Origin of the sequence: Pseudooceanicola marinus (assembly GCF_002786295.1) — a bacterium.
GTDB classification, from domain to species: Bacteria; Pseudomonadota; Alphaproteobacteria; order Rhodobacterales; family Rhodobacteraceae; genus Pseudooceanicola; species Pseudooceanicola marinus.
Map to the genome: position 1 here is coordinate 63,985 of NZ_PGTC01000009.1, position 18,170 is coordinate 82,154.

An 18,170-nucleotide genomic window follows, 5' to 3' on the forward strand; every position below is an offset into this window, starting at 1 on the left:
ACGCAGGCGCAGCCGTGACGGGAGGGGAGGCCCGGCGCAAAGATGCGAACCCATTGTGTGAAATGGCACAGTGAAACCCGGCCCGCCCCGGGCTACCTGATGTGCAACTGACGGGCCCCACGGGCCCGTTTGCCTTTCCGGCCGCGCGGCCTGCGCGGACCGAGTAACCGACATCAACCGGAGGGACGCATGTCAGCGATCCTGGAAATCCGCGACCTGCGGAAAGTCTACGACGGCGGGTTCGAGGCGCTGAAGGGCGTTACGCTCGACATCGAGGAGGGGGAGATCCTGGCCCTGCTCGGCCCCAACGGGGCGGGCAAGACCACGCTGATCTCAACCCTCTGCGGCATCACCGAGCCCACCTCGGGGACGGCGACCGTGGCCGGCTACGACATCAAGACCCAGTACCGCGAAGCGCGCAAGCTGATCGGCCTGGTCCCGCAGGAGATCAACCTCGAGCCCTTCTCCTACGTGGAGACGAACCTGCATTTCTCGCGCGGGATCTTCGGCAAGCCGCGCGACACCGCCAAGGTCGAGGAGGTGCTGCGCAAGCTGGCCCTGTGGGAAAAGCGGTCCAACCGCGTGCGGGAACTGTCTGGCGGCATGAAACGCCGCGTGCTGATCGGCAAGGCGCTGGCGCATGAGCCGCGCGTGCTGTTCCTGGATGAGCCGACCGCGGGGGTCGACGTAAGCCTGCGCAAGGAGATGTGGGATGTGGTCGCCGAGCTGAAGAAGCAGGGCGTGACCATCATCCTGACCACCCATTACATCGAAGAGGCCGAGGCCATGGCCGACCGCGTCGCGGTCATCCGGGGCGGCGAGATCCTGATGGTCGAAAAGACCGGCGACCTGATGCGCCGCCTGGGCCGCAAGGAACTGACGGTCGAGCTGCGCGAGCCGCTGGCCGAGATCCCCGCCCCCCTGGCGGAGTACGACCTGGAGCTGTCGGCGGACGGTCTGTCGCTCACCTATCGCTATGACACCCAGGCCGACCGCACCGGCATCGCCGGGCTGATGCGCGCCTTTTCCGAGGCCGGCATCATCCTGCGGGACCTGCACACCAGCCAAAGCTCGCTGGAAGAGATCTTCGTCGGTCTCGTCGAAGGAGAAGGAGAGGCGCAATGAACCTCCGTGCCGTCCAGGCCATCTACATGAACGAGATGCAGCGGTTCTTCCGCACCATCCTGCAAAGCTTCGTCTCACCCGTCATCTCGACCTCGCTCTACTTCGTGGTCTTCGGGGCCGCCATCGGCTCGCGCATCGAAACGGTCGAGGGCGTGTCCTACGGCGCCTTCATCGTGCCCGGCCTGATCATGCTGTCGGTCATCATGCAGTCGATTTCCAACGCCAGTTTCGGGATCTATTTCCCGAAGTTCACCGGCACGGTGTTCGAGCTGCTTTCGGCGCCGATCAACTTCCTGGAAATCGTCATCGGTTTCGTGGGGGCGGCGGCGACCAAGGCGCTGTTCATCGGGATGGTGATCCTCGGCACTGCGGCGGTCTTCATCGACCTGACGATCCTGCATCCGGTGGCCATGGTGCTGTTCCTGGTGCTGACCTGCCTGGCCTTCGCCCTTCTGGGCTTCATCATCGGGATCTGGGCAAAGAATTTTGAGCAGCTGCAACTGGTGCCGCTCTTGGTCGTGACGCCGCTGGTCTTCCTCGGCGGCTCCTTCTATTCGACCGAGATGTTGCCGCCGGTGTGGCAGACGATCACCCATTTCAACCCGGTCTTCTACCTGATCTCGGGCTTCCGCTGGGCCTTCTTCGGGGTGGCGGACGTCGCCGTGGGCTGGAGCCTGCTGGCCGTCGCGATCTTCTTTGCCATCTGCCTCGGGCTGGTGGCGCGCATCTTCCAGACCGGCTGGCGCATCCGCGACTGAGGCGGGGCGCGCGGCACTGACACGACAGGGAGGCCTTCGGGCCTCCCTTTTTCTTTGCCGTTGCCAGGGCGCCCGCGGAGCCGCAGACTGGTGGCTGCCAGACCAGAGAGGCAGGCGATGACGATCACCACAGGACATGAGGGGCCCGAAGAGCCCTTTCGCGCGCTTTTCGTCGCGGCCTTTGGCGCCGAGGAAGGGCCGCTGATCGGTGATCTGGTGGGGGATCTGCTGACCAAGACGCCCGGCGCAGACATCCGCGTCTTTCGAGATATGCGCGACGGGGCGCCGGTGGCCGGGTTGATCTTTACCCGGCTGCTGTTCCCAGAGGACCCGGCACGGGTCTTCCTGTTGTCGCCGATGGCCGTGGCCCCGGCCTGGAAGCGGCAGGGTATCGGTCAGGCCCTGTTGCGTCACGCGCTGAACGCGCTGCGCGGCGACGGCGTGGAGGTGGTGATGACCTACGGCGATCCGGCCTTCTATGGCCGTCTGGGGTTCGGTCCCGTGACCGAGGCGCAGGTGCAGCCCCCGCTGCCCCTGTCGATGCCTCAGGGCTGGATCGGGCAACGCCTGGACGGGGCGGGCGCCCCGAGCCTGCGCGGGCCGTCGCGCTGTGCGGCGGCGCTGGACCGCCCTGACATTTGGTAGGGCCATTCGGCGGACATGAAAAAGGGGGCCGGTGGCCCCCTTTGGGTTTGTCATGTCGCCCGGCTTACAGGCCGAAGACCGGCCCCGCCAGCAGGTACATCGCGGCGAAGACCACGGCGATCGACACGATGTTCAGCAGGAAGCCCGCCTTCACCATGTCGCTCAGGTGCATCTCCTCGTAGGAGAAGACGATGGCATTGGGCGGCGTGGCCACCGGCATCATGAATGCCATCGAGGCGCCAAGCGCCACCGGCACCATCAGCAGTTCGGGCGAGACGCCCAGGCCCACGGCCACGGCACCCAGGATCGGCAGGAAGGTGGCGGTGGAGGCGGTGTTCGAGGTGATCTCGGTCAGGTAGACGATCACCACGGCAACGATCAGCACCAGCAGCCACAGGTTGATGCCCTGCAGGCCCGCGACGCCATCGCCGATCCATTCGGCCAGCCCGGTGGCGCTGAAGGCGCCAGCCAGGGCCAGGCCGCCACCGAACAGCATCAGCACGCCCCAGGGCAGGGTGCGGGTGATCGACCAGTCCAGTACGAAGCCCTGCTTCCGGCCCACGGGGATCGCGAAAAGCAGCAGCGCGGCGGCCATGCCGATGCCCGCGTCGTTCAGCGGCAGGCCCAGGAAGCTGCGGGTGATCCAGAAGAAGGCGGCGGCGCCGAAGACCACGGCGACGATGATCTCGCCCCGGTCCATGCGACCCAGCCGCTGGTATTCCTCGTCGATCACCGCGTTGACGCCGCCCAGATCCAGCCCCTTCATCGGGAAGATCACGCGGGTCAGCAGCAGATAGGCCACCGGCAGCATCACCAGCACCACGGGCACCCCGATCAGCATCCATTGCATGAAGCCGATCTCGATTCCGTAGGTTTCCCCCAGCAGGCCCGCCAGAAGGGCGTTCGGCGGCGTGCCGATCAGCGTGCCGACGCCGCCGATGGAGGCGGAGAAGGCGATCGACAGCATCAGCGCCACGCCGAAGTTGCGCACCAGCGCGCGGTCCTCGACCTTGGCGGCGACGAACTCGATCACCGAGATGCCGACGGCATACATCATGACGGCGGTGGCGGTGTTGGAGATCCACATCGACAGGAAGGCCGTGGCCAGCATGAAGCCCAGCACGATCCGCGTGGGCGTCGAGCCGATGGCGCGCACGATGGTCAGCGCGATGCGCCGGTGCAGGCCCCAGCGTTGCATGGCACCTGCCAGGATGAAGCCGCCGAGGAAGAGGAAGATCAGGTGGTTGCCGTAGTTCACCGTGATCGCCGGCACCTCCTGGATGCCAAGAAGCGGCATCATCGGAATCGGCAGCAGGGCCGTGGCGGGCAGGGGCACCGCCTCCGACAGCCACCAGACGACCATCCAGACGGTCAGCGCTACCAGGTGCCAGGCCTCGGGCGACATGTCCGCCGGGGCAGGCAGCAGCGACAGGATCAGGGTGGCGACGGGGCCGAGGATCAGCGCCACCAGTTTCCACGGCTTGATCGGTTCGATCGGGTCGTCGTGGGGCGGGTGGTTCGGATCCGACTGGGCCTGGATCTCTCGTTCGGTGGGCGGCGTTCTCATGCGTCACTCTCCATGGCGGTTTCCGGGCCTTAGACGCGGCGCGGCGACTGATCGCAAGAGCGGCCGGGACGCGGGCGCGCGAAATTCCCGCGCCTCGCGTGTTCGTGAGGCGCGCGGCCTCGGGCCTGCACCCTCAGCCGCCGGAATGGAAGTGATCGTAGATCTTTTCGGCCAGGCTGCTGGAGACGCCATCGACCGCCTTCAGGTCCGCCAGGTTCGCCCGGCTGACCGCCTTGGCCGAGCCGAAATGCGCCAGCAGCGCCCGCTTGCGCGCCGCGCCGACGCCCGGCACCTCGTCCAGCGGGTTGGCCATGTTCGCCTTCGCGCGCTTGGCCCGGTGGGTGCCGATTGCAAAGCGATGCGCCTCGTCGCGCATCCGCTGCACGAAATAGAGGACCGGGTCGTTCATCCTCAGGGCGAAGGGCCGCTGGTCGGGGCGGTGGAACTCTTCCTTGCCGTGGTCGCGGTCCACACCCTTGGCGACCCCCACCATGGGCAGGTCGGGCACGCCCATTTCCTCCAGGATCTCCTGTACCGCGCTGACCTGACCCGCGCCGCCGTCGATCAGCAGCAGGTCGGGCCACATGCCCTTGCCGTGGTCGGGATCTTCCTTCAGCAACCGTTTCAGGCGGCGCTTGAGCACCTCCTTCATCATGCCGAAGTCATCGCCGGGGGTCAGTTCGTCGCCGCGGATGTTGAACTTGCGGTACTGCGATTTCAGGAACCCGTCGGGCCCGGCGACGATCATGCCGCCGACGGCATTGGTGCCCTGGATGTGGGAGTTGTCGTAGACCTCGATCCGCTCGGGCACCTTTTCCAGGCCAAAGGCCTCGGCCAGCCCCTTAAGCAGCTTTTGTTGCGTCGCGCTTTCCGACATGCGGCGGCCCAGGCTTTCGCGGGCGTTGCGGGCGGCGCCGGCGATCAGCTCCAGCTTCTCGCCCCGTTGCGGCACCAGGATCTCGACCTTGCGGCCGGCCTTTTCCGACAGCACCTCCTGCATCAGGTCGGTGTCCTCGATGTCATGGGACAGCAGGATCTGCCGCGGCGGTTCTTTCTGGTCGTAGAACTGGCCCAGGAAGGCCTGCATGACCTCGGCCTCGCTGACGTCGGTGCCCGCGCGGGGATAGAAATCCTGGTTGCCCCAGTTCTGGTGCGCGCGGATGAAGAAGACCTGCACGCAGGCCTGGCCGTGTTCCATGTGCAGGGCCACCACGTCCGCCTCGGCGGTGGAACGCGGGTTGATGCCTTGGGTCGACTGCACCTGGGTCAGGGCCTTGATCCGGTCGCGCAGGGCGGCGGCGCGCTCGAATTCCATCTCCTCGGAAGCCTTCTGCATCTCGGCGGCCAGCTTCTCCTGCACGTCCGTGGACCGGCCCTGCAGGAAGCGTTCCGCGTCGGCCACGGTGGCGGCGTAATCCGCCTCGGAGATATAGCCCACGCAAGGCGCGCTGCAGCGCTTGATCTGATAGAGCAGGCAGGGGCGCGTGCGGCTGTCGAACATCGAATCCGAACAGTTGCGCAGCAGGAAGACCCTTTGCAGCTGGTTCAGCGTGCGGTTCACCGCGCCCGCGCTGGCGAAGGGGCCATAGTAGGCGCCCTTGTCCTTCTTCGCGCCGCGATGCTTGCGGATCTGCGGAAAGGGGGTGTCCTTGGCGACCAGGATATTGGGGAAGGACTTGTCGTCGCGCAGCAGCACGTTGTAGCGCGGTTTCAGCTGCTTGATGAGGTTCTGTTCCAGCAAAAGCGCCTCGGTTTCCGTGCGCGTGGTCAGGAACATCATCGAAGCGGTCTGGCGGATCATCCGGGCGATCCGTTCGGAATGACCGGTGGGCCGCGCATAGCTGGACACGCGCGCCTTCAGGTTCCGCGCCTTGCCGACATACAGCACCCGGCTCTCGCTATCGAGCATCCGGTAGACGCCGGGAGAGCTGTCCAGCGTGGACAGGTAGGACTGGATCACGGCACGCCCGCGAGGCCGGTTTTCGCCGGTCTCCGTCTCGGTCGTGCTGTCGATTCCGTCGGTCATGCGATTCCGTCTCGATTCTCGGAAGGGCTGCAAATTTCCGCGTGTGGAGACAAGAGCAAAGCTTTCCCCGCATTCTGTGGATAAGTCCGGGGATAGGATTTAGACATCCGAAAAAAACCCTTGTTACGCGGCGCTTTCCTTGAGTTGACTAAATTTTATGCGGATTTTCAACTGGTTGTTTTTGCTGGGAAATTTTTATTGCGGAGGACAACCAGCTGAAAACATTGAGGTTTTGGTAACGGATTTGTAAAGGCGCCGTGACAGGTGCAAAACTCTGTCCGCGACACATCACTCGACGCCCTGTACGTCCGGTGTCTGCCAGGCCAGGTGCTGGCCGCCGTCGGTGCAGATCAGCTGTCCGGTGACCCCTTTTGCCCCCAGGAAATAGCGCAGCGCGCCGCAGATATCCTCCGGGTCGGAGCCGCGTTCCAGCACGGTGTTCTGCCGCTGGCTGTCAAAATGCGCCTGGCTTTGCCGGGCGCCGCGCAGGGTGGGGCCGGGACCGATGGCGTTGACGCGCACTGCAGGCGCCAGGGCACGGGCGGCGGTCTGGGTGAAGGCCCAGAGACCCATCTTGGAAATCGTGTAGGACATGAATTCCGGGGTCAGCTTGTGCACCCGCTGATCCAGCATCTGGATCACCAGCGCCTGGGCCACCGGCTCGCCGTGATCGTCGGTCGCGGCCGCGGGGGCCTGCTCCGCGAAGAGCTGTGTCAGCAGGAAGGGCGCGCGCAGGTTCACCTCCATGTGGCGATCCCAGCCGGCGCGGTCGGCGGTCTCGATGTTGTCGTAGTCGAAGACCGATGCGTTGTTGACCAGGCAGGTCAGCGGCCCGCCTAGGGCCTCGGCGGCGCGATCTATGAGGGGGGCCACCTCGGCCTCCTGCGTCATGTTCGCCTGAAGTGCGACGGCCTGGCGCCCCATGGCGCGGATCTCGGCCACGACCTCCTCGGCGGCCTCGGCGGAGCCGTTGTAATGCACCGCGACGTCATGGCCATCCTCGGCCAGGGTCAGGGCCATGGCACGGCCAAGGCGTTTGGCGGCTCCGGTGACGAGGGCGCGGGACATGGGGCTTTCCTCCGCTTGGGATCAGGTCAGGACAAGAACGATGTAGAGGCCATATAGCGCAGTCAGCACGATCCCCCAGAGCCGGCCGATGTCGCGGGCGAAGAAGACGAAGGGGATCAGCAGCAGCGAGGCCCCCAGCATGACGGCAAAGTCGAAGGCCAGCTCGGGCATGTCGACGGGGATCGGGGCGAAGATCGTGGTGATGCCGATGATGGCCAGCAGGTTGAACAGGTTGGACCCGATCACGTTGCCCAGGGCCACGTCGGCCTGGCGGCGCAGCGCCGCCATCACCGTGGTCGCCAGTTCCGGCAGCGAGGTGCCGAGGGCCACCAGGGTCAGGCCGATCACCGTCTCACTGATACCGTAGTCGCGGGCGATCTCCGAGGCGCTGTCGACCAGCAGAGAGGCACCCAGGGGCAGGCCCGCGAGGCCCAGCAGGAGATAGAGCCCGATCTTCCAGCCGGGCATCTTCGGGTCCGCGCCTTCGAGGTCCTCCTCGTCGATGGCCGCGCCATTGGCTTCGCTGCGGTGACGCATCGCCTCGCGGCCCTGATCGAACAGGATCAGCGCCAGCATGGTCAGCAGGATCAGCCCGTCCAGATGGGTAAAGCCGCGGAAGGCCAGCAGCACGAAGATGAAGGATGCCCCCAGCATCACGACATAGCTCTTGCGGGTGTCGTGGCCGGCGGTGCGCATGGTGGCCAGGATCGCGGGCAGGCCCAGCACCAGCAGCACGTTGGCGGTATTCGATCCCACCACGTTGCCCAGGGCCAGGCCGGGTTTTTCCTGCGCGGCGGCCTTCAGCGAGATCAGGAGTTCCGGCGCCGAGGTGCCGAAGGCGACGATGGTCAGGCTGACCAGCAGCGCCGGGATGCCGATGCGCAGCGCCAGGTTGACGGCGCCCCGCACCAGCATGTCGCCGGCCAGAAGCAGGATGACGAGGCCGAGAGCGGCCATGAGCCAGACGAGCATTCGCGGATTAACTCCCCTTACGGTTTTCTGTGCCGGCCTTGCAGGGGCAGGGGCCCTTGCCGATCCGGTGCCGCCCGCAGTCGGGGCAGGTGGCAGAGACGCGGCGTGCGGGTTTCAGGACATCGCTGCCCAGTTTGCGCAGCAGCGACAGCTTGCCGAACATGGCCAGCACGGCCATACCGACGAGAAAGAGAAAGACGATCTTCAGCAGCATGGACGGACCGGTCTTACCGTCTGCACCCTGTCCTGACAGGAGCAGGATATCCCTGCGCGCGAAACGGCCGGGCCGCTGATCGAGAAGGGCCCAAGGGCTGCGATCACAGGCCGAACCGCGCGTAGGCCGCGCGTTCCTCGACCGTCACCAGAGCCTCGCCCAGCACCGAGGCGCCCAGGCGCTGCATCCAGCCGCGCTTGCGCCCGTAGTGGCGCAGCTTCACGTCCTTGCCGTAGCGTTCCTTCAGCACCGGCACCAGGTGACCGATGGAATCGGCCAGGCCCAGATCGACCGCCGCCTGGCCCAGCCAGATGCGACCGGTGAAGAGATCGGGATCGGATTTCAGCCGGTCGGCGCGGCGTGTCTTCACATGGGCGATGAAATGGCCGTGGATATCGCCCAGCAGGTCCTTCAGCCGGGCCACGTCCTCTTCCTTCTCGGGCTGGAACGGGTCCAGCATGCTCTTGCTTTCGCCGGCGGTGTAGACGCGGCGCTCGATCCCCTGGCGGGCCAGGAAGACATGGGCGCCGAAGCTCGATGAGATCACCCCGATGGAGCCCAGCATCGAGCTTTCGTCGGCGATGATCTCATCCCCGGCGCAGGCCAGCCAGTAACCGCCCGAGGCCGCCACGTCTTCGACGAAGGCCAGCACCGGGATCTTCTTTTCCTCGGCGAGCCGCCGGATGCGCGCGGCGATCAGCGAACTTTGCACCGGCGAACCGCCGGGCGAATTTATGACCAGGGCGACGGCGGCGGGTTTGCCGCGCTTGAAGGCGCGCTCGATCACCGGGGCCAGCGCCTCATCGTTGAGAGAGGCACGTGCGCCGGTGGCGATCATGCCGCTCAGCCTGACGACCGCGACGGTGGGGCCGCGTTTCTTGAAGGGGTTCCGAACTGCCATGGGGGGCATGTAAGGCGAGGGCCTGCGGCAGGCAAGATGGGGGGCGGCAATCCCGGGGCAAAGGTGGAAAAAACATTCGGCACCTCACGCCTGCGCGAAGGATCTTTCCCCGGCGTGCGCGGCGGAGTAGGAGGGGGGCATGCAACTGACACTGCCCAACCTGCTGACCCTCCTGCGCCTGGCTGCCGCGCCCGGCATCGCGATCTGTTTCCTGGCGCTGCCCCGGCCCTTTGCCGACGCCTGCGCGCTGGTCCTGTTCGTCGTCGCCTCGCTGACCGACTACGCCGACGGCTACCTGGCCCGCAAATGGCAGCAGGTGTCGAAACTGGGCACCATGCTGGACCCGATTGCCGACAAGGCGATGGTGGTGATCGCGCTGATGGTGCTGGCGCATTTCTCCACACTCTCGGCGCTGCTGATCCTGCCCGCCGCGCTGATCCTCTTCCGCGAGGTCTTCGTTTCCGGCCTGCGCGAATACCTGGGCGACACCGCTGGTCTGCTGAAGGTGACCAAGCTGGCAAAGTGGAAGACCACGGCGCAGATGGTCGCCATCGCCGTGCTGCTGGCGCAGGGCATCGTGGAACACACCCTGGGCGAGGCGGTCTTCGGCCTCGACAACGGCCATGTCACGGCTATCCTCGATGGCGAGGCGCCGGATGACGTGGGCCTGCGTCCGCTCTTCCTGCTCAACGACCTCGCCACCTGGGCCGGGCTCGCCCTGGTCTGGATCGCGGCGGTGCTGACGGTGATCACCGGGGCGGATTACTTCCTCAAGGCCCGCCCGCATCTGCGCGACGAGTGACGCGCCCCCGACACGCGACGGAGGAAACCATGCAATCCCTGCAGATCGTCTATTTCGCCTGGCTGCGTGAACGCATCGGCCTGCCGCGCGAAACCTGGGAGACGAAGGCCGAAACTCCGGCGGAACTGGTCGCCGAACTGGCCGCGCGCGAGGATCGCTATGCCCTGGCCTTTTCCGACCTCTCGGCGGTGCGTGTGGCGCTGGATCAGGAGTTGGCCGATTTCGACGCGCCGCTTGCCGGCGTGCGCGAGGTGGCCTTCTTCCCCCCGATGACCGGAGGCTGAGATGGGCGACCTGCAAATCCGCGTGCAGGAGGCGGACTTCGATCCCGGCGCGCTGCTCGGCGATTTTCACCAGCTCGCCGCCCGGTCCGGCGCCGGCGCCGTGGTCACCTTCACCGGGCTGGTCCGGGACCTGCCGGGTGGCGGTTTGCACGCGATGGAGATCGAGCATTACCCCGGCATGACCGAGAAGGCGCTGACCGCCATCGCGGAGGAGGCCGCGGGCCGCTGGGATCTGGGCCCCGTCCTGATCCTGCACCGCTACGGCCTGATGCGCCCCGAAGAGCCGATCATGATGGTCGCCACGGCCTCGGCGCATCGCGCGGCGGCCTTCGCGGCGGCGGATTTCCTGATGGACTACCTGAAAAGCCGCGCGCCCTTCTGGAAGAAGGAAACGACCGAGGCGGGCGAAAGCTGGGTCGCGGCCAAGGCCGAGGATGAAGCCGCCCTGGACCGCTGGCGTCAGGGCTGACGCGCCGCCCCGGTCGGCCTGCGGCCGATGCCTCCGGCGGGAGTATTTCAGACAAGGTGAAGCCTGAGGGGCTGCACGAGAGGCCTCGGCGGCAGTCCGGGCTGACACCTTGGCCTGCAGGGCGTCACGCCCCTGTCTTCACTTCGTTGAAAATACTCCGGGGGAGTCTCCGGACCGGAGACGGGGGCAGAGCCCCCTGCCGTGGCCTGTCAGGGCGCCTCAGCCGGGCTGGTGGACGCGCTCGATGTAGGCGCGCAGTTCCTCCGCCTCGGACCGGGCCTCGCGCAGACCGTCCATCGCTGCCGACAGCTCCGCCTCGGTCTGCGACAGCTGGTTGGTCAGCTCCGCCTCGCGTTGCTGCAGGTAGGTGATCGCCTGGTCGCGCGTCTCCTCGGCCTCGTGCAACTCCTGCGCCATGCGCTCCAGCTCGCCGATGTCGGCGCTGGCCACCCGGGTGAAGCGATGGATCAGCCAGTAGGCGAACCAGCCGAGGCAGAAGGCCACGAACAGAATGATGGCCGTGGCTATGATGAATTCGGTCCTGTTCACCCGGTGGGTCCTCGTCGTCGTGGCCGGGCGGGCGCCCGGCCGGAATATCTCTTACTCGTCGCCCGAGCCGGCCTCTGTGTCCGCGTCGTCAGCGCCATCGCCATCCTCCGCCGCCGCGTCGTCACTTTCGTCTGCGGCCTCCGCCGTATCCTGTGCCGTGTCCTGCGCGGTCGCGCCCGTTTCCTCCGACGCATCTTCCGCCGTTTCGTCGGCGGTGCCGATCAGGCTGAACTCGATCCGGCGATTCGCCTCGCGGCCCGCTTCGGTCCCGTTATCAGCGATCGGCAGGGTTTCACCATAGCCTTCCGCCTCGAATGTGCGGGTCAGAACGCGGCGCAGGCGCAGCTCGTTCAGCACGGCCTGGGCGCGTTGCTGCGACAGGCTGAGGTTCATTTCCTCGCGCCCCTGGCTGTCGGTGTGACCGGCGATCTGCAGCGGCAGGTTGGGACATTCCTTCAGCACCTCGGCCATGCGGTCAAGCAGATCGAGGCTGGCGGCGTCCACATTCGTCGAGCCGGGTTCGAAATTGATCTTCTGATCGGCGGTCTGGATCGCCTGCAGATCCGCCAGGCATTCCTCCGGCGTCGGGATCGAGGCGACCGGGTCCAGTTCTTCCCGGTAGGTGACGGCGATGTCGTAGGTGCCCGAGGCGCCCAACTTCTCGCTCAGCAGGCGCGCGATGGCGTCGCTGGCCTCGGCATTGCCGGTGTTGCCGCGGATCTCAACGGCATCGGGCGTGACGGTGACAGACCCGTTGGACAGCTGCGACAGCGCGTCCAGCGCGGTCAGCACCCGCAGGGGCCAGGTCTCCGGCAGTGTCTCGTCCAGCCGCGCGGCGGCATAGACGTTTTCAGAGCCGAAGCGCGCCCGGGCCAGCGATTCGGCGGCACGGCGGGTGATCTCGTCCCCCAGGCGGCCACGGATCTGCATCATCCCTTCGGGGCTGAGCGTGGCGGTGAATTCCGGCGGACCCTCGGCCTTTTCGTCGGGGGCTTCGGGCAGCACGGCGGACAGGGAGTAGACCTCGGGCAGGCTGTTCTCCAGCTCGCCCACGACGCGATCGAAAAGGCCGGAGCCGGTGCCCTGGGCCGCGATCAGCGAAATGTCGGCATCCGAGAAAGTGACGGTGCCGCCCCCCAGTTCGCCCACGGCGCGGATCGACATCGACGCGGCCCGCGACCAGTCCGAGGACGGCACGCCCAGGCCGATCACGCAGCCGGCCGTGTCGGGTGCCCCCCAGGAGCGGGCGGCGGACAGGATGCGGTCGCGCGCCGCCTCGGTGTCGGCGGAACAGGCGTCGAAACGCGCGCCCTCGTCATCCAGCACGAAGCGCAGGGTATAGGGCGCGATGATCGGGCGCGGCGCGGAGATATCCATCGTCAGGTCGATGTCGGTGCCCGCGGCGCGGGTCAGCGCGGCCTGCATCTCGCGCTTTTCATCGGCGCTGCGGCTCATCGCGGTGATCGACACCTCGCCGGCGGAGAGGGAGATTTTCGACTGCGGCAGCTCGCGCAGGGCCTCCAGCGCATAGTCGATCGTGTCCCCCCAGCCCTCGGGCACGGGGTAATCGGCGGTCTGCAGCAGGTCCGACACCTCGTCGACGCCGCTCAGGCGCCCGGCGCGTTCGACCAGGGCGTCGCGGTCGTACTGCATGGGGATCAGCCCGATCAGCGACAGCTCCGCCCCGTTCCGCAGGATTTCGACCGAGAACCGCGGCGGGGCGATGCCGGTCCGCGATTCGACCTCCATCTCGTCGATCACCCGCGAGGCATCGACGACCGAGCTGGCCACCGATTTCGCCGAGAAACGGCGCGCCTCGGTGGGCGCCACGCCCGACAGGATCACCTGCAGCCCGTCGGCCTTCACCTCGGCCCAGCCGAGGTCGTTCATGTCGAGCGAATTGCGGACAGTGATCTCGGAGTTGTTCTCGACCAGACGGACCGTGAAGCCGGCGGCGACCAGGCTGCCGGCGGCTGCGGTCGCGAAGGCACCGGAAAGGATGGCGATGGCGGAAAGTCGCATGGGCGGTCTTGCGTCGTTGAAGTCACGCTTTCTCTAAAGGCGCGGGGGAGGGGTTGCAATCACAGCAGAAAGGCAACGGCGAAAAACGGCAAGGGCAGGAGGCCCGCATTGCGGTTGGACCGGAAGAGCATCAGCAGCCCGTCCATGTTCTCGCTGTCGAAGGTTTTCAGCTGCCACAGCAGGTGGAACCCCATGGCCCAGGGGCCCAGCAGGGCGAGGATCAGCGCCGACGGGTCCTGGCGCGGCATGACGGCGAGGATCACCGCCAGACCCATCAGCGACACGGCGGCCACCAGGAAGCGGGCCAGCCAGGCCGGCGTGCGGTCCATGAACAGCCGTGCGGTGGATTTCACCCCGATCAGCGCGTCGTCCTCCTTGTCCTGGTGGGCATAGATGGTGTCGTAGAACAGCGTCCAGGCGATGCCCGCGACGTAAAGGACGACCGCCGGCCAGCCCAGGGATCCGCTATGCGCCGTCCAGGCCAGCAGGGCGCCCCAGTTGAACGCCAGTCCGAGGAAGATCTGCGGCCACCAGGTGAACCGCTTGGCGAAGGGGTAGATGCAGACCGGGCCAAGCGCGATGATTCCCAGCACGATGGCGGGCAGGGGGAAGGTCAGCAGGATGCAGAAGGCCACCAGCGCCTGGATCACCATCCAGGCCACCGCCTGTTGCGTCGTCACCTGCCCCGAGGGGATGGGCCGCGACTTGGTGCGCTCGACCATGCCGTCGAACTTGCGGTCGGTGATGTCGTTCCAGGTGCAGCCCGCGCCGCGCATCAGCCAGGCGCCGGCGCCGCAGCCCAGGAAGATCCACAGGTCCTGCCAGCGCGGATCGCCGCCCGCCGCCATGGCCAGGAACAGACCCCACCAGCAGGGCAGCAGCAGCAGCCAGGTGCCGATCGGCCGGTCCGCGCGGCTGAGGCGCAGGTAGGGACGGGTCCAGGCAGGGGCGAGCGTGTCGACCCAGTTGCCGCTGACCGCGTCAGAGACCTGACCGGCGAGGGTGCGTTGCTCTGGCGTCGTGGGTCCGCTGGTCATATGTAGGCCTCATGGATATGGCGAAGATCAGGCTCTGTGTAGAGCACCCGCTGGGGCAAGGGCAAACCGTTCCGCTCGAACGCGACCAGGCGCATTATCTCTTTGGCGTGATGCGCCAGGGCGAAGGGACCATGGTGGCGCTGTTCAACGGACGCGATGGCGAATGGCAGGCGGAGGTGACGCAGGCCGGCAAACGCGGCGGCGAACTCGTCTGTCGCAGCCAGTCGCGGCCGCAATCCCATCCGCCCGACCTCTGGCTGCTCTTCGCCCCGATCAAGAAGGCGCGCACCGACTTCATCGTCGAAAAGGCGGCCGAGATGGGCGCGGCGAAGATCCAGCCGGTGCAGACCGAATTCACCAATGCCGAACGCATCCGCCGCGACCGGCTGCAGGCCCATGCGGTGGAGGCGGCGGAGCAATGTGGTGCCACCCATGTTGCCGAGGTGGAGGATCTGGTGAAGCTGGATCGCCTGCTGGCCGACTGGCCGGAAGACCGGCAGCTGATGGTCTGCGACGAGGCCTTCGCCGATGCCAGCTACGGCACGCCCGACGGCGCCCCGCGGCCTCTCTCCGATGCGCCCAGGGGGGCCTGGGCCGTGCTGATCGGCCCCGAGGGTGGTTTCTCCCCCGCCGAACGTCGTCGGCTGCACAGCCAGCCCTTCGTCTGGCCGGTGCAGCTCGGCCCGCGCATCCTGCGCGCCGATACCGCCGCCGTGGCCGCGCTGACCCTGTGGCAGGCGACCCTGGGGGATTGGTGATGGCCGCGTCCGAAACCCTGCGGCGCGCCGGCCCCGAGGATGCAGCGGCGCTGGAGGCCTTTCTGGCCCGCTATCCAGAAACCTCGATGTTCCTGCGCAGCAACCTGGCGGCCCATGGCGTGGGGCCGGGCGATCATCCCCATGCGACCGAGTTTCTGATCTTCCCCGCCGAAGGGCCGCTCCGCGCTGTCTTCGGCCGGACCTCGGGCGGTTACACCCTGGTGCAATGCCCGGGGCTGGAACCCGAGGCCTTTGCCAGCGCCGCGCGCGCCTGGGCCGGACAGGGTTTCCGTGCACTGACCGGCGAGGCGGAAATGGCCGCGCGGCTGCTGTCGGCCCTGGGGCTGGCGGGTGCGGTGGCGCATGACAATGTCGAGCCGCTGTACCGTCTGGCCCTGCGCGACCTGCCAGCAGGGGACGAGGTGATCCGCCCGGCGCAGCCCGGGGACGAGGCGCTGCTGACCGACTGGTTCGCGACCTACGAGGCCGAGATCGGCACGGCACATGCCGACGCGGTGCAGGCGCGCGCCGACGCCCTGTCGCGGGCCCGTGCCGCCATCGCTGGCTTCCCCATGCGGCTGATGCTGGACAACGGCCAGCCGGTGGCCATGGCAGCCATCAACGCCCGCGTGGGGGACGTGGTGCAGGTCGGCGGCGTCTTCGTGCCGCCGGAGGCGCGCAACCAAGGGCTGGGCCGGCGTGTCACCCGCGCGCTCTTGCAGGAGGAGGCGCAGGCGGACACCCGTCTGGCCGTCCTCTTCGCCAACAATGCCGCCGCGGCCCGCGCCTATGAGGCTCTGGGCTTCGTCCGCGTGGGCGACTACCGCGTGGCGCTTGCCGACCGTCTGCTGACCATTCCCGGGGAGGGGCCCGCATGATCCGACCCGAGGTGAAGACCGCCCTTATGCGCTGGCGCGAGGCGCTGATCGGCGCGGCCCTGCTGGTCTGGGGTCTGTGGTGGGCGCTGACGGCGCATGGCTACATCCCCTGGATCGGCGGCGTCATGGCGCTGATCGGCCTGGCGCTGGCGGTGACCGGTGTGCAGCGCGGCCGCTTCCGCACCGGGGCGGGCGGCGCGGGTGTGGTGCAGGTGACCGAGGGCCAGGTGGGATATTTTGGCCCTTTCACCGGCGGCGTGGTGGCCCTGTCGGACATCTCGAAACTGGAACTGGACGCGGGCCGCACACCGCCCTGCTGGCGCCTCAGCCAGCCCGGCCAGCCGCCGCTTGAGATCCCGTTGAACGCCGAAGGCGCCGAGGCGCTTTTCGACGTCTTCGCGGCCTTGCCGGACATTCGCACCTCGCGCCTTGTGGCCGAGGTGCAGCGCGCGGCGAGCGGGCAAGCGGGGGGATCCGGGGCTCAATCGGTCGTGATCTGGGAACGGGCAAGGCTGCGCCTGCATTGACACCCGGTGGAATTCGGCTGAGGTAATGGATCCCGACGCCCCTTGACCGGGCACAGATACCCCGACGGAGATCCTCCCCATGTCCATTCCCCAATCGGGCGGCGGCCCCATCGAGCGGCGCGAGCAGATGGCCGAATACCTGGCGCTGGGCTGCAAGCCCAAGGAAGACTGGCGTATCGGCACCGAGCACGAGAAGTTCGGCTTCTGCACCGACAGCCTGAAACCGCTGCCCTACGAGGGCGAGCGGTCGATCCACGCGGTGCTTTCGGGCCTGCGCGACCGCTACGGCTGGGCGCCCGTGGAGGAGGGCGGCAAGCTGATCGGTCTGCAGAAGGACGGCGCCAACGTCAGCCTGGAACCGGGCGGCGCGCTGGAGCTGTCGGGCGCTCCGCTGGAGACGATCCACCAGACCTGCGACGAGGTGAACGAGCACCTGAAGGAAGTGAAGAGCATCGCCGACCATATCGGCGTGGGCTTCATCGGCCTCGGCGCGGCGCCCACCTGGACCCATGACGAGATGCCGCTGATGCCCAAGGGGCGGTACAAGCTGATGGATGCCTACCAGAACACCGTGGGCACGACGGGCACCACCATGATGCGCCGCACCTGCACGGTGCAGGTCAACCTCGACTTCGGGTCCGAGGCGGACATGGTGCAGAAGATGCGCGTGGCCCTGGCCCTGCAGCCCGTGGCCACCGCGCTTTTCGCCAATTCCCCCTTCTTCGAGAACAAGCCCAACGGCATGAAGAGCTATCGCAGCTGGGTCTGGCGCCACATGGATGCGGCACGCACCGGCATGCTACCCTTCGTCTTCGATGAGGGCTTCGGCTTTGACGCCTACGTCGAATACGCCCTCGATGTGCCCATGTACTTCGTCTATCGCGACGGCGAGTACATCGATGCCCTGGGTCAGTCCTTCCGCGATTTCCTGAAGGGCGAGCTGCCGGCGCTGCCGGGTGAGAAGCCCACGCTGTCGGACTGGGCCGATCACCTGACCACGATCTTCCCTGAAGCGCGGCTGAAGAAGTTCATCGAGATGCGCGGCGCCGATGGCGGCCCCTGGCGCCGCCTCTGCGCCCTGCCGGCCTTCTGGGTCGGGCTGACCTACGACCAGGGCGCGCTGGATGCGGCCTGGGACCTGGTGAAGGGCTGGACCGCGCCGCAACGCGAGGCGCTGCGCATCGCCGCCGCCGATCAGGGGCTGCAGGCCATGGTCGACGGCATCGACATGCACGACCTGGCGCGTGAGGTCCTGGCAATCGCGGAAAGCGGTCTGAAGGCGCGGGCGCGCCCCGGGGCCGGCGGGTTGATCCCCGATGAGACCCATTTCCTGAACGCGTTGAAGGAAAGCGTCGACAGCGGCAAGGTGCTGGCCGACGAACTTCTGGACAAGTACAACGGCGAATGGGGTGGCGACATCTCCCGCGTCTTCGGTGAATACTCCTACTGAGACGGCCTGAACGCCAGGTCATGGCGCGGGCGGGAAACCGCCCCGCCCACGGCAACGTTGGTATCTGGTGAGCCGCCCGGGTGTCGGGCCTTTGCCTGCTGCGGCGGGCCCGTCGGAG

The 18,170-nt window shown here is 67.3% G+C and carries 19 protein-coding genes; 10 read left to right on the top strand and 9 right to left on the bottom strand.

The features are described 5' to 3' along the window. The first annotated feature begins 189 nt into the window (after window positions 1-189). The 3 genes from CVM50_RS01555 to CVM50_RS01565 all read left to right on the top strand — a co-directional run bounded on the left by CVM50_RS01555 (window position 190) and on the right by CVM50_RS01565 (window position 2,528). Entirely contained in the window at window positions 190-1,125 is a 936-nt protein-coding gene (locus CVM50_RS01555; RefSeq protein WP_085886442.1) for an ABC transporter ATP-binding protein, read from the top strand. Beyond that, window positions 1,122-1,883: an ABC transporter permease gene (locus CVM50_RS01560; RefSeq protein WP_085886441.1), complete on the top strand. Its 762-nt coding sequence runs from the start codon at window positions 1,122-1,124 to the stop codon at window positions 1,881-1,883. The genes CVM50_RS01555 and CVM50_RS01560 overlap by 4 nt, the downstream gene beginning before the upstream one ends. Window positions 1,884-2,000: 117 nt before the next feature. Continuing rightward, window positions 2,001-2,528, top strand: a complete 528-nt coding sequence (locus CVM50_RS01565) for a GNAT family N-acetyltransferase (protein ID WP_085886440.1) — start codon at window positions 2,001-2,003, stop codon at window positions 2,526-2,528. A gap of 64 nt (window positions 2,529-2,592) precedes the next feature. Here CVM50_RS01565 and CVM50_RS01570 read toward each other — a convergent pair whose 3' ends face one another. From CVM50_RS01570 to CVM50_RS01595, 6 genes are all read right to left on the bottom strand, one after another. Continuing rightward, the gene (locus tag CVM50_RS01570; RefSeq protein ID WP_085886439.1) at window positions 2,593-4,095 is read right to left on the bottom strand and encodes an SLC13 family permease; all 1,503 of its coding nucleotides are present in this window, start codon (window positions 4,093-4,095) and stop codon (window positions 2,593-2,595) included. Window positions 4,096-4,228: 133 nt separating this feature from the next. Then, window positions 4,229-6,121, bottom strand: a complete 1,893-nt coding sequence (gene uvrC / locus CVM50_RS01575; RefSeq protein WP_085886438.1) for an excinuclease ABC subunit UvrC — start codon at window positions 6,119-6,121, stop codon at window positions 4,229-4,231. A 288-nt stretch (window positions 6,122-6,409) separates the two neighbouring features. Then, a complete protein-coding gene (locus CVM50_RS01580) occupies window positions 6,410-7,189 on the bottom strand; it encodes an SDR family oxidoreductase (RefSeq protein ID WP_085886437.1) in 780 nt (259 codons plus the stop codon). Between the two features lie 21 nt (window positions 7,190-7,210). Next, window positions 7,211-8,161: a calcium/sodium antiporter gene (locus tag CVM50_RS01585; RefSeq protein ID WP_085886436.1), complete on the bottom strand. Its 951-nt coding sequence runs from the start codon at window positions 8,159-8,161 to the stop codon at window positions 7,211-7,213. A 7-nt stretch (window positions 8,162-8,168) separates the two neighbouring features. After that, window positions 8,169-8,375, bottom strand: a complete 207-nt coding sequence (locus CVM50_RS01590; protein ID WP_085886435.1) for a hypothetical protein — start codon at window positions 8,373-8,375, stop codon at window positions 8,169-8,171. A 103-nt stretch (window positions 8,376-8,478) separates the two neighbouring features. Continuing rightward, the gene (locus CVM50_RS01595; RefSeq protein ID WP_085886434.1) at window positions 8,479-9,276 is read right to left on the bottom strand and encodes a S49 family peptidase; all 798 of its coding nucleotides are present in this window, start codon (window positions 9,274-9,276) and stop codon (window positions 8,479-8,481) included. 139 nt (window positions 9,277-9,415) lie between these two features. Here CVM50_RS01595 and pgsA point away from each other — a divergent pair, with 139 nt between their 5' ends. Genes pgsA through CVM50_RS01610 form a run of 3 tightly spaced genes read left to right on the top strand, consistent with a single transcriptional unit; the run spans window position 9,416 to window position 10,831 of the window. After that, on the top strand, window positions 9,416-10,078 hold the full coding sequence (gene pgsA, locus CVM50_RS01600; RefSeq protein WP_085886433.1) for a CDP-diacylglycerol--glycerol-3-phosphate 3-phosphatidyltransferase: 663 nt from the start codon (window positions 9,416-9,418) through the stop codon (window positions 10,076-10,078). Between the two features lie 38 nt (window positions 10,079-10,116). Next, window positions 10,117-10,362 (top strand): molybdopterin converting factor subunit 1, encoded by a 246-nt coding sequence (moaD, locus tag CVM50_RS01605; RefSeq protein ID WP_085886649.1) that lies wholly within the window; start codon window positions 10,117-10,119, stop codon window positions 10,360-10,362. A gap of 10 nt (window positions 10,363-10,372) precedes the next feature. Beyond that, window positions 10,373-10,831 (top strand): molybdenum cofactor biosynthesis protein MoaE, encoded by a 459-nt coding sequence (locus tag CVM50_RS01610; protein WP_085886648.1) that lies wholly within the window; start codon window positions 10,373-10,375, stop codon window positions 10,829-10,831. 219 nt (window positions 10,832-11,050) lie between these two features. On the opposite strand, the gene pufQ is transcribed toward CVM50_RS01610, so the two are convergent. Genes pufQ through ubiA form a run of 3 tightly spaced genes read right to left on the bottom strand, consistent with a single transcriptional unit; the run spans window position 11,051 to window position 14,439 of the window. Further along, window positions 11,051-11,428 carry a cytochrome PufQ gene (gene pufQ / locus CVM50_RS01615; RefSeq protein WP_143515551.1) on the bottom strand — a complete coding sequence of 126 codons (378 nt, stop codon included), beginning with the start codon at window positions 11,426-11,428 and terminating at the stop codon, window positions 11,051-11,053. 3 nt (window positions 11,429-11,431) lie between these two features. Continuing rightward, complete coding sequence (locus CVM50_RS01620; RefSeq protein ID WP_085886431.1) at window positions 11,432-13,402, bottom strand: OmpA family protein; 1,971 nt, start codon at window positions 13,400-13,402, stop codon at window positions 11,432-11,434. A gap of 59 nt (window positions 13,403-13,461) precedes the next feature. After that, entirely contained in the window at window positions 13,462-14,439 is a 978-nt protein-coding gene (gene ubiA / locus CVM50_RS01625) for a 4-hydroxybenzoate octaprenyltransferase (protein ID WP_085886430.1), read from the bottom strand. An 11-nt stretch (window positions 14,440-14,450) separates the two neighbouring features. On the opposite strand from ubiA, the gene CVM50_RS01630 reads away from it, so the two are divergent. From CVM50_RS01630 to CVM50_RS01645, 4 genes are all read left to right on the top strand, one after another. Continuing rightward, on the top strand, window positions 14,451-15,197 hold the full coding sequence (locus tag CVM50_RS01630; protein WP_085886429.1) for a 16S rRNA (uracil(1498)-N(3))-methyltransferase: 747 nt from the start codon (window positions 14,451-14,453) through the stop codon (window positions 15,195-15,197). Beyond that, on the top strand, window positions 15,197-16,075 hold the full coding sequence (locus tag CVM50_RS01635; protein ID WP_085886428.1) for a GNAT family N-acetyltransferase: 879 nt from the start codon (window positions 15,197-15,199) through the stop codon (window positions 16,073-16,075). The genes CVM50_RS01630 and CVM50_RS01635 overlap by 1 nt, the downstream gene beginning before the upstream one ends. Then, window positions 16,072-16,602, top strand: coding sequence for a hypothetical protein (locus CVM50_RS01640; RefSeq protein WP_085886427.1), 531 nt, complete (start codon window positions 16,072-16,074; stop codon window positions 16,600-16,602). The genes CVM50_RS01635 and CVM50_RS01640 overlap by 4 nt, the downstream gene beginning before the upstream one ends. A gap of 79 nt (window positions 16,603-16,681) precedes the next feature. Further along, window positions 16,682-18,052 carry a glutamate--cysteine ligase gene (locus CVM50_RS01645; RefSeq protein ID WP_085886426.1) on the top strand — a complete coding sequence of 457 codons (1,371 nt, stop codon included), beginning with the start codon at window positions 16,682-16,684 and terminating at the stop codon, window positions 18,050-18,052. Window positions 18,053-18,170: the final 118 nt, after the last annotated feature.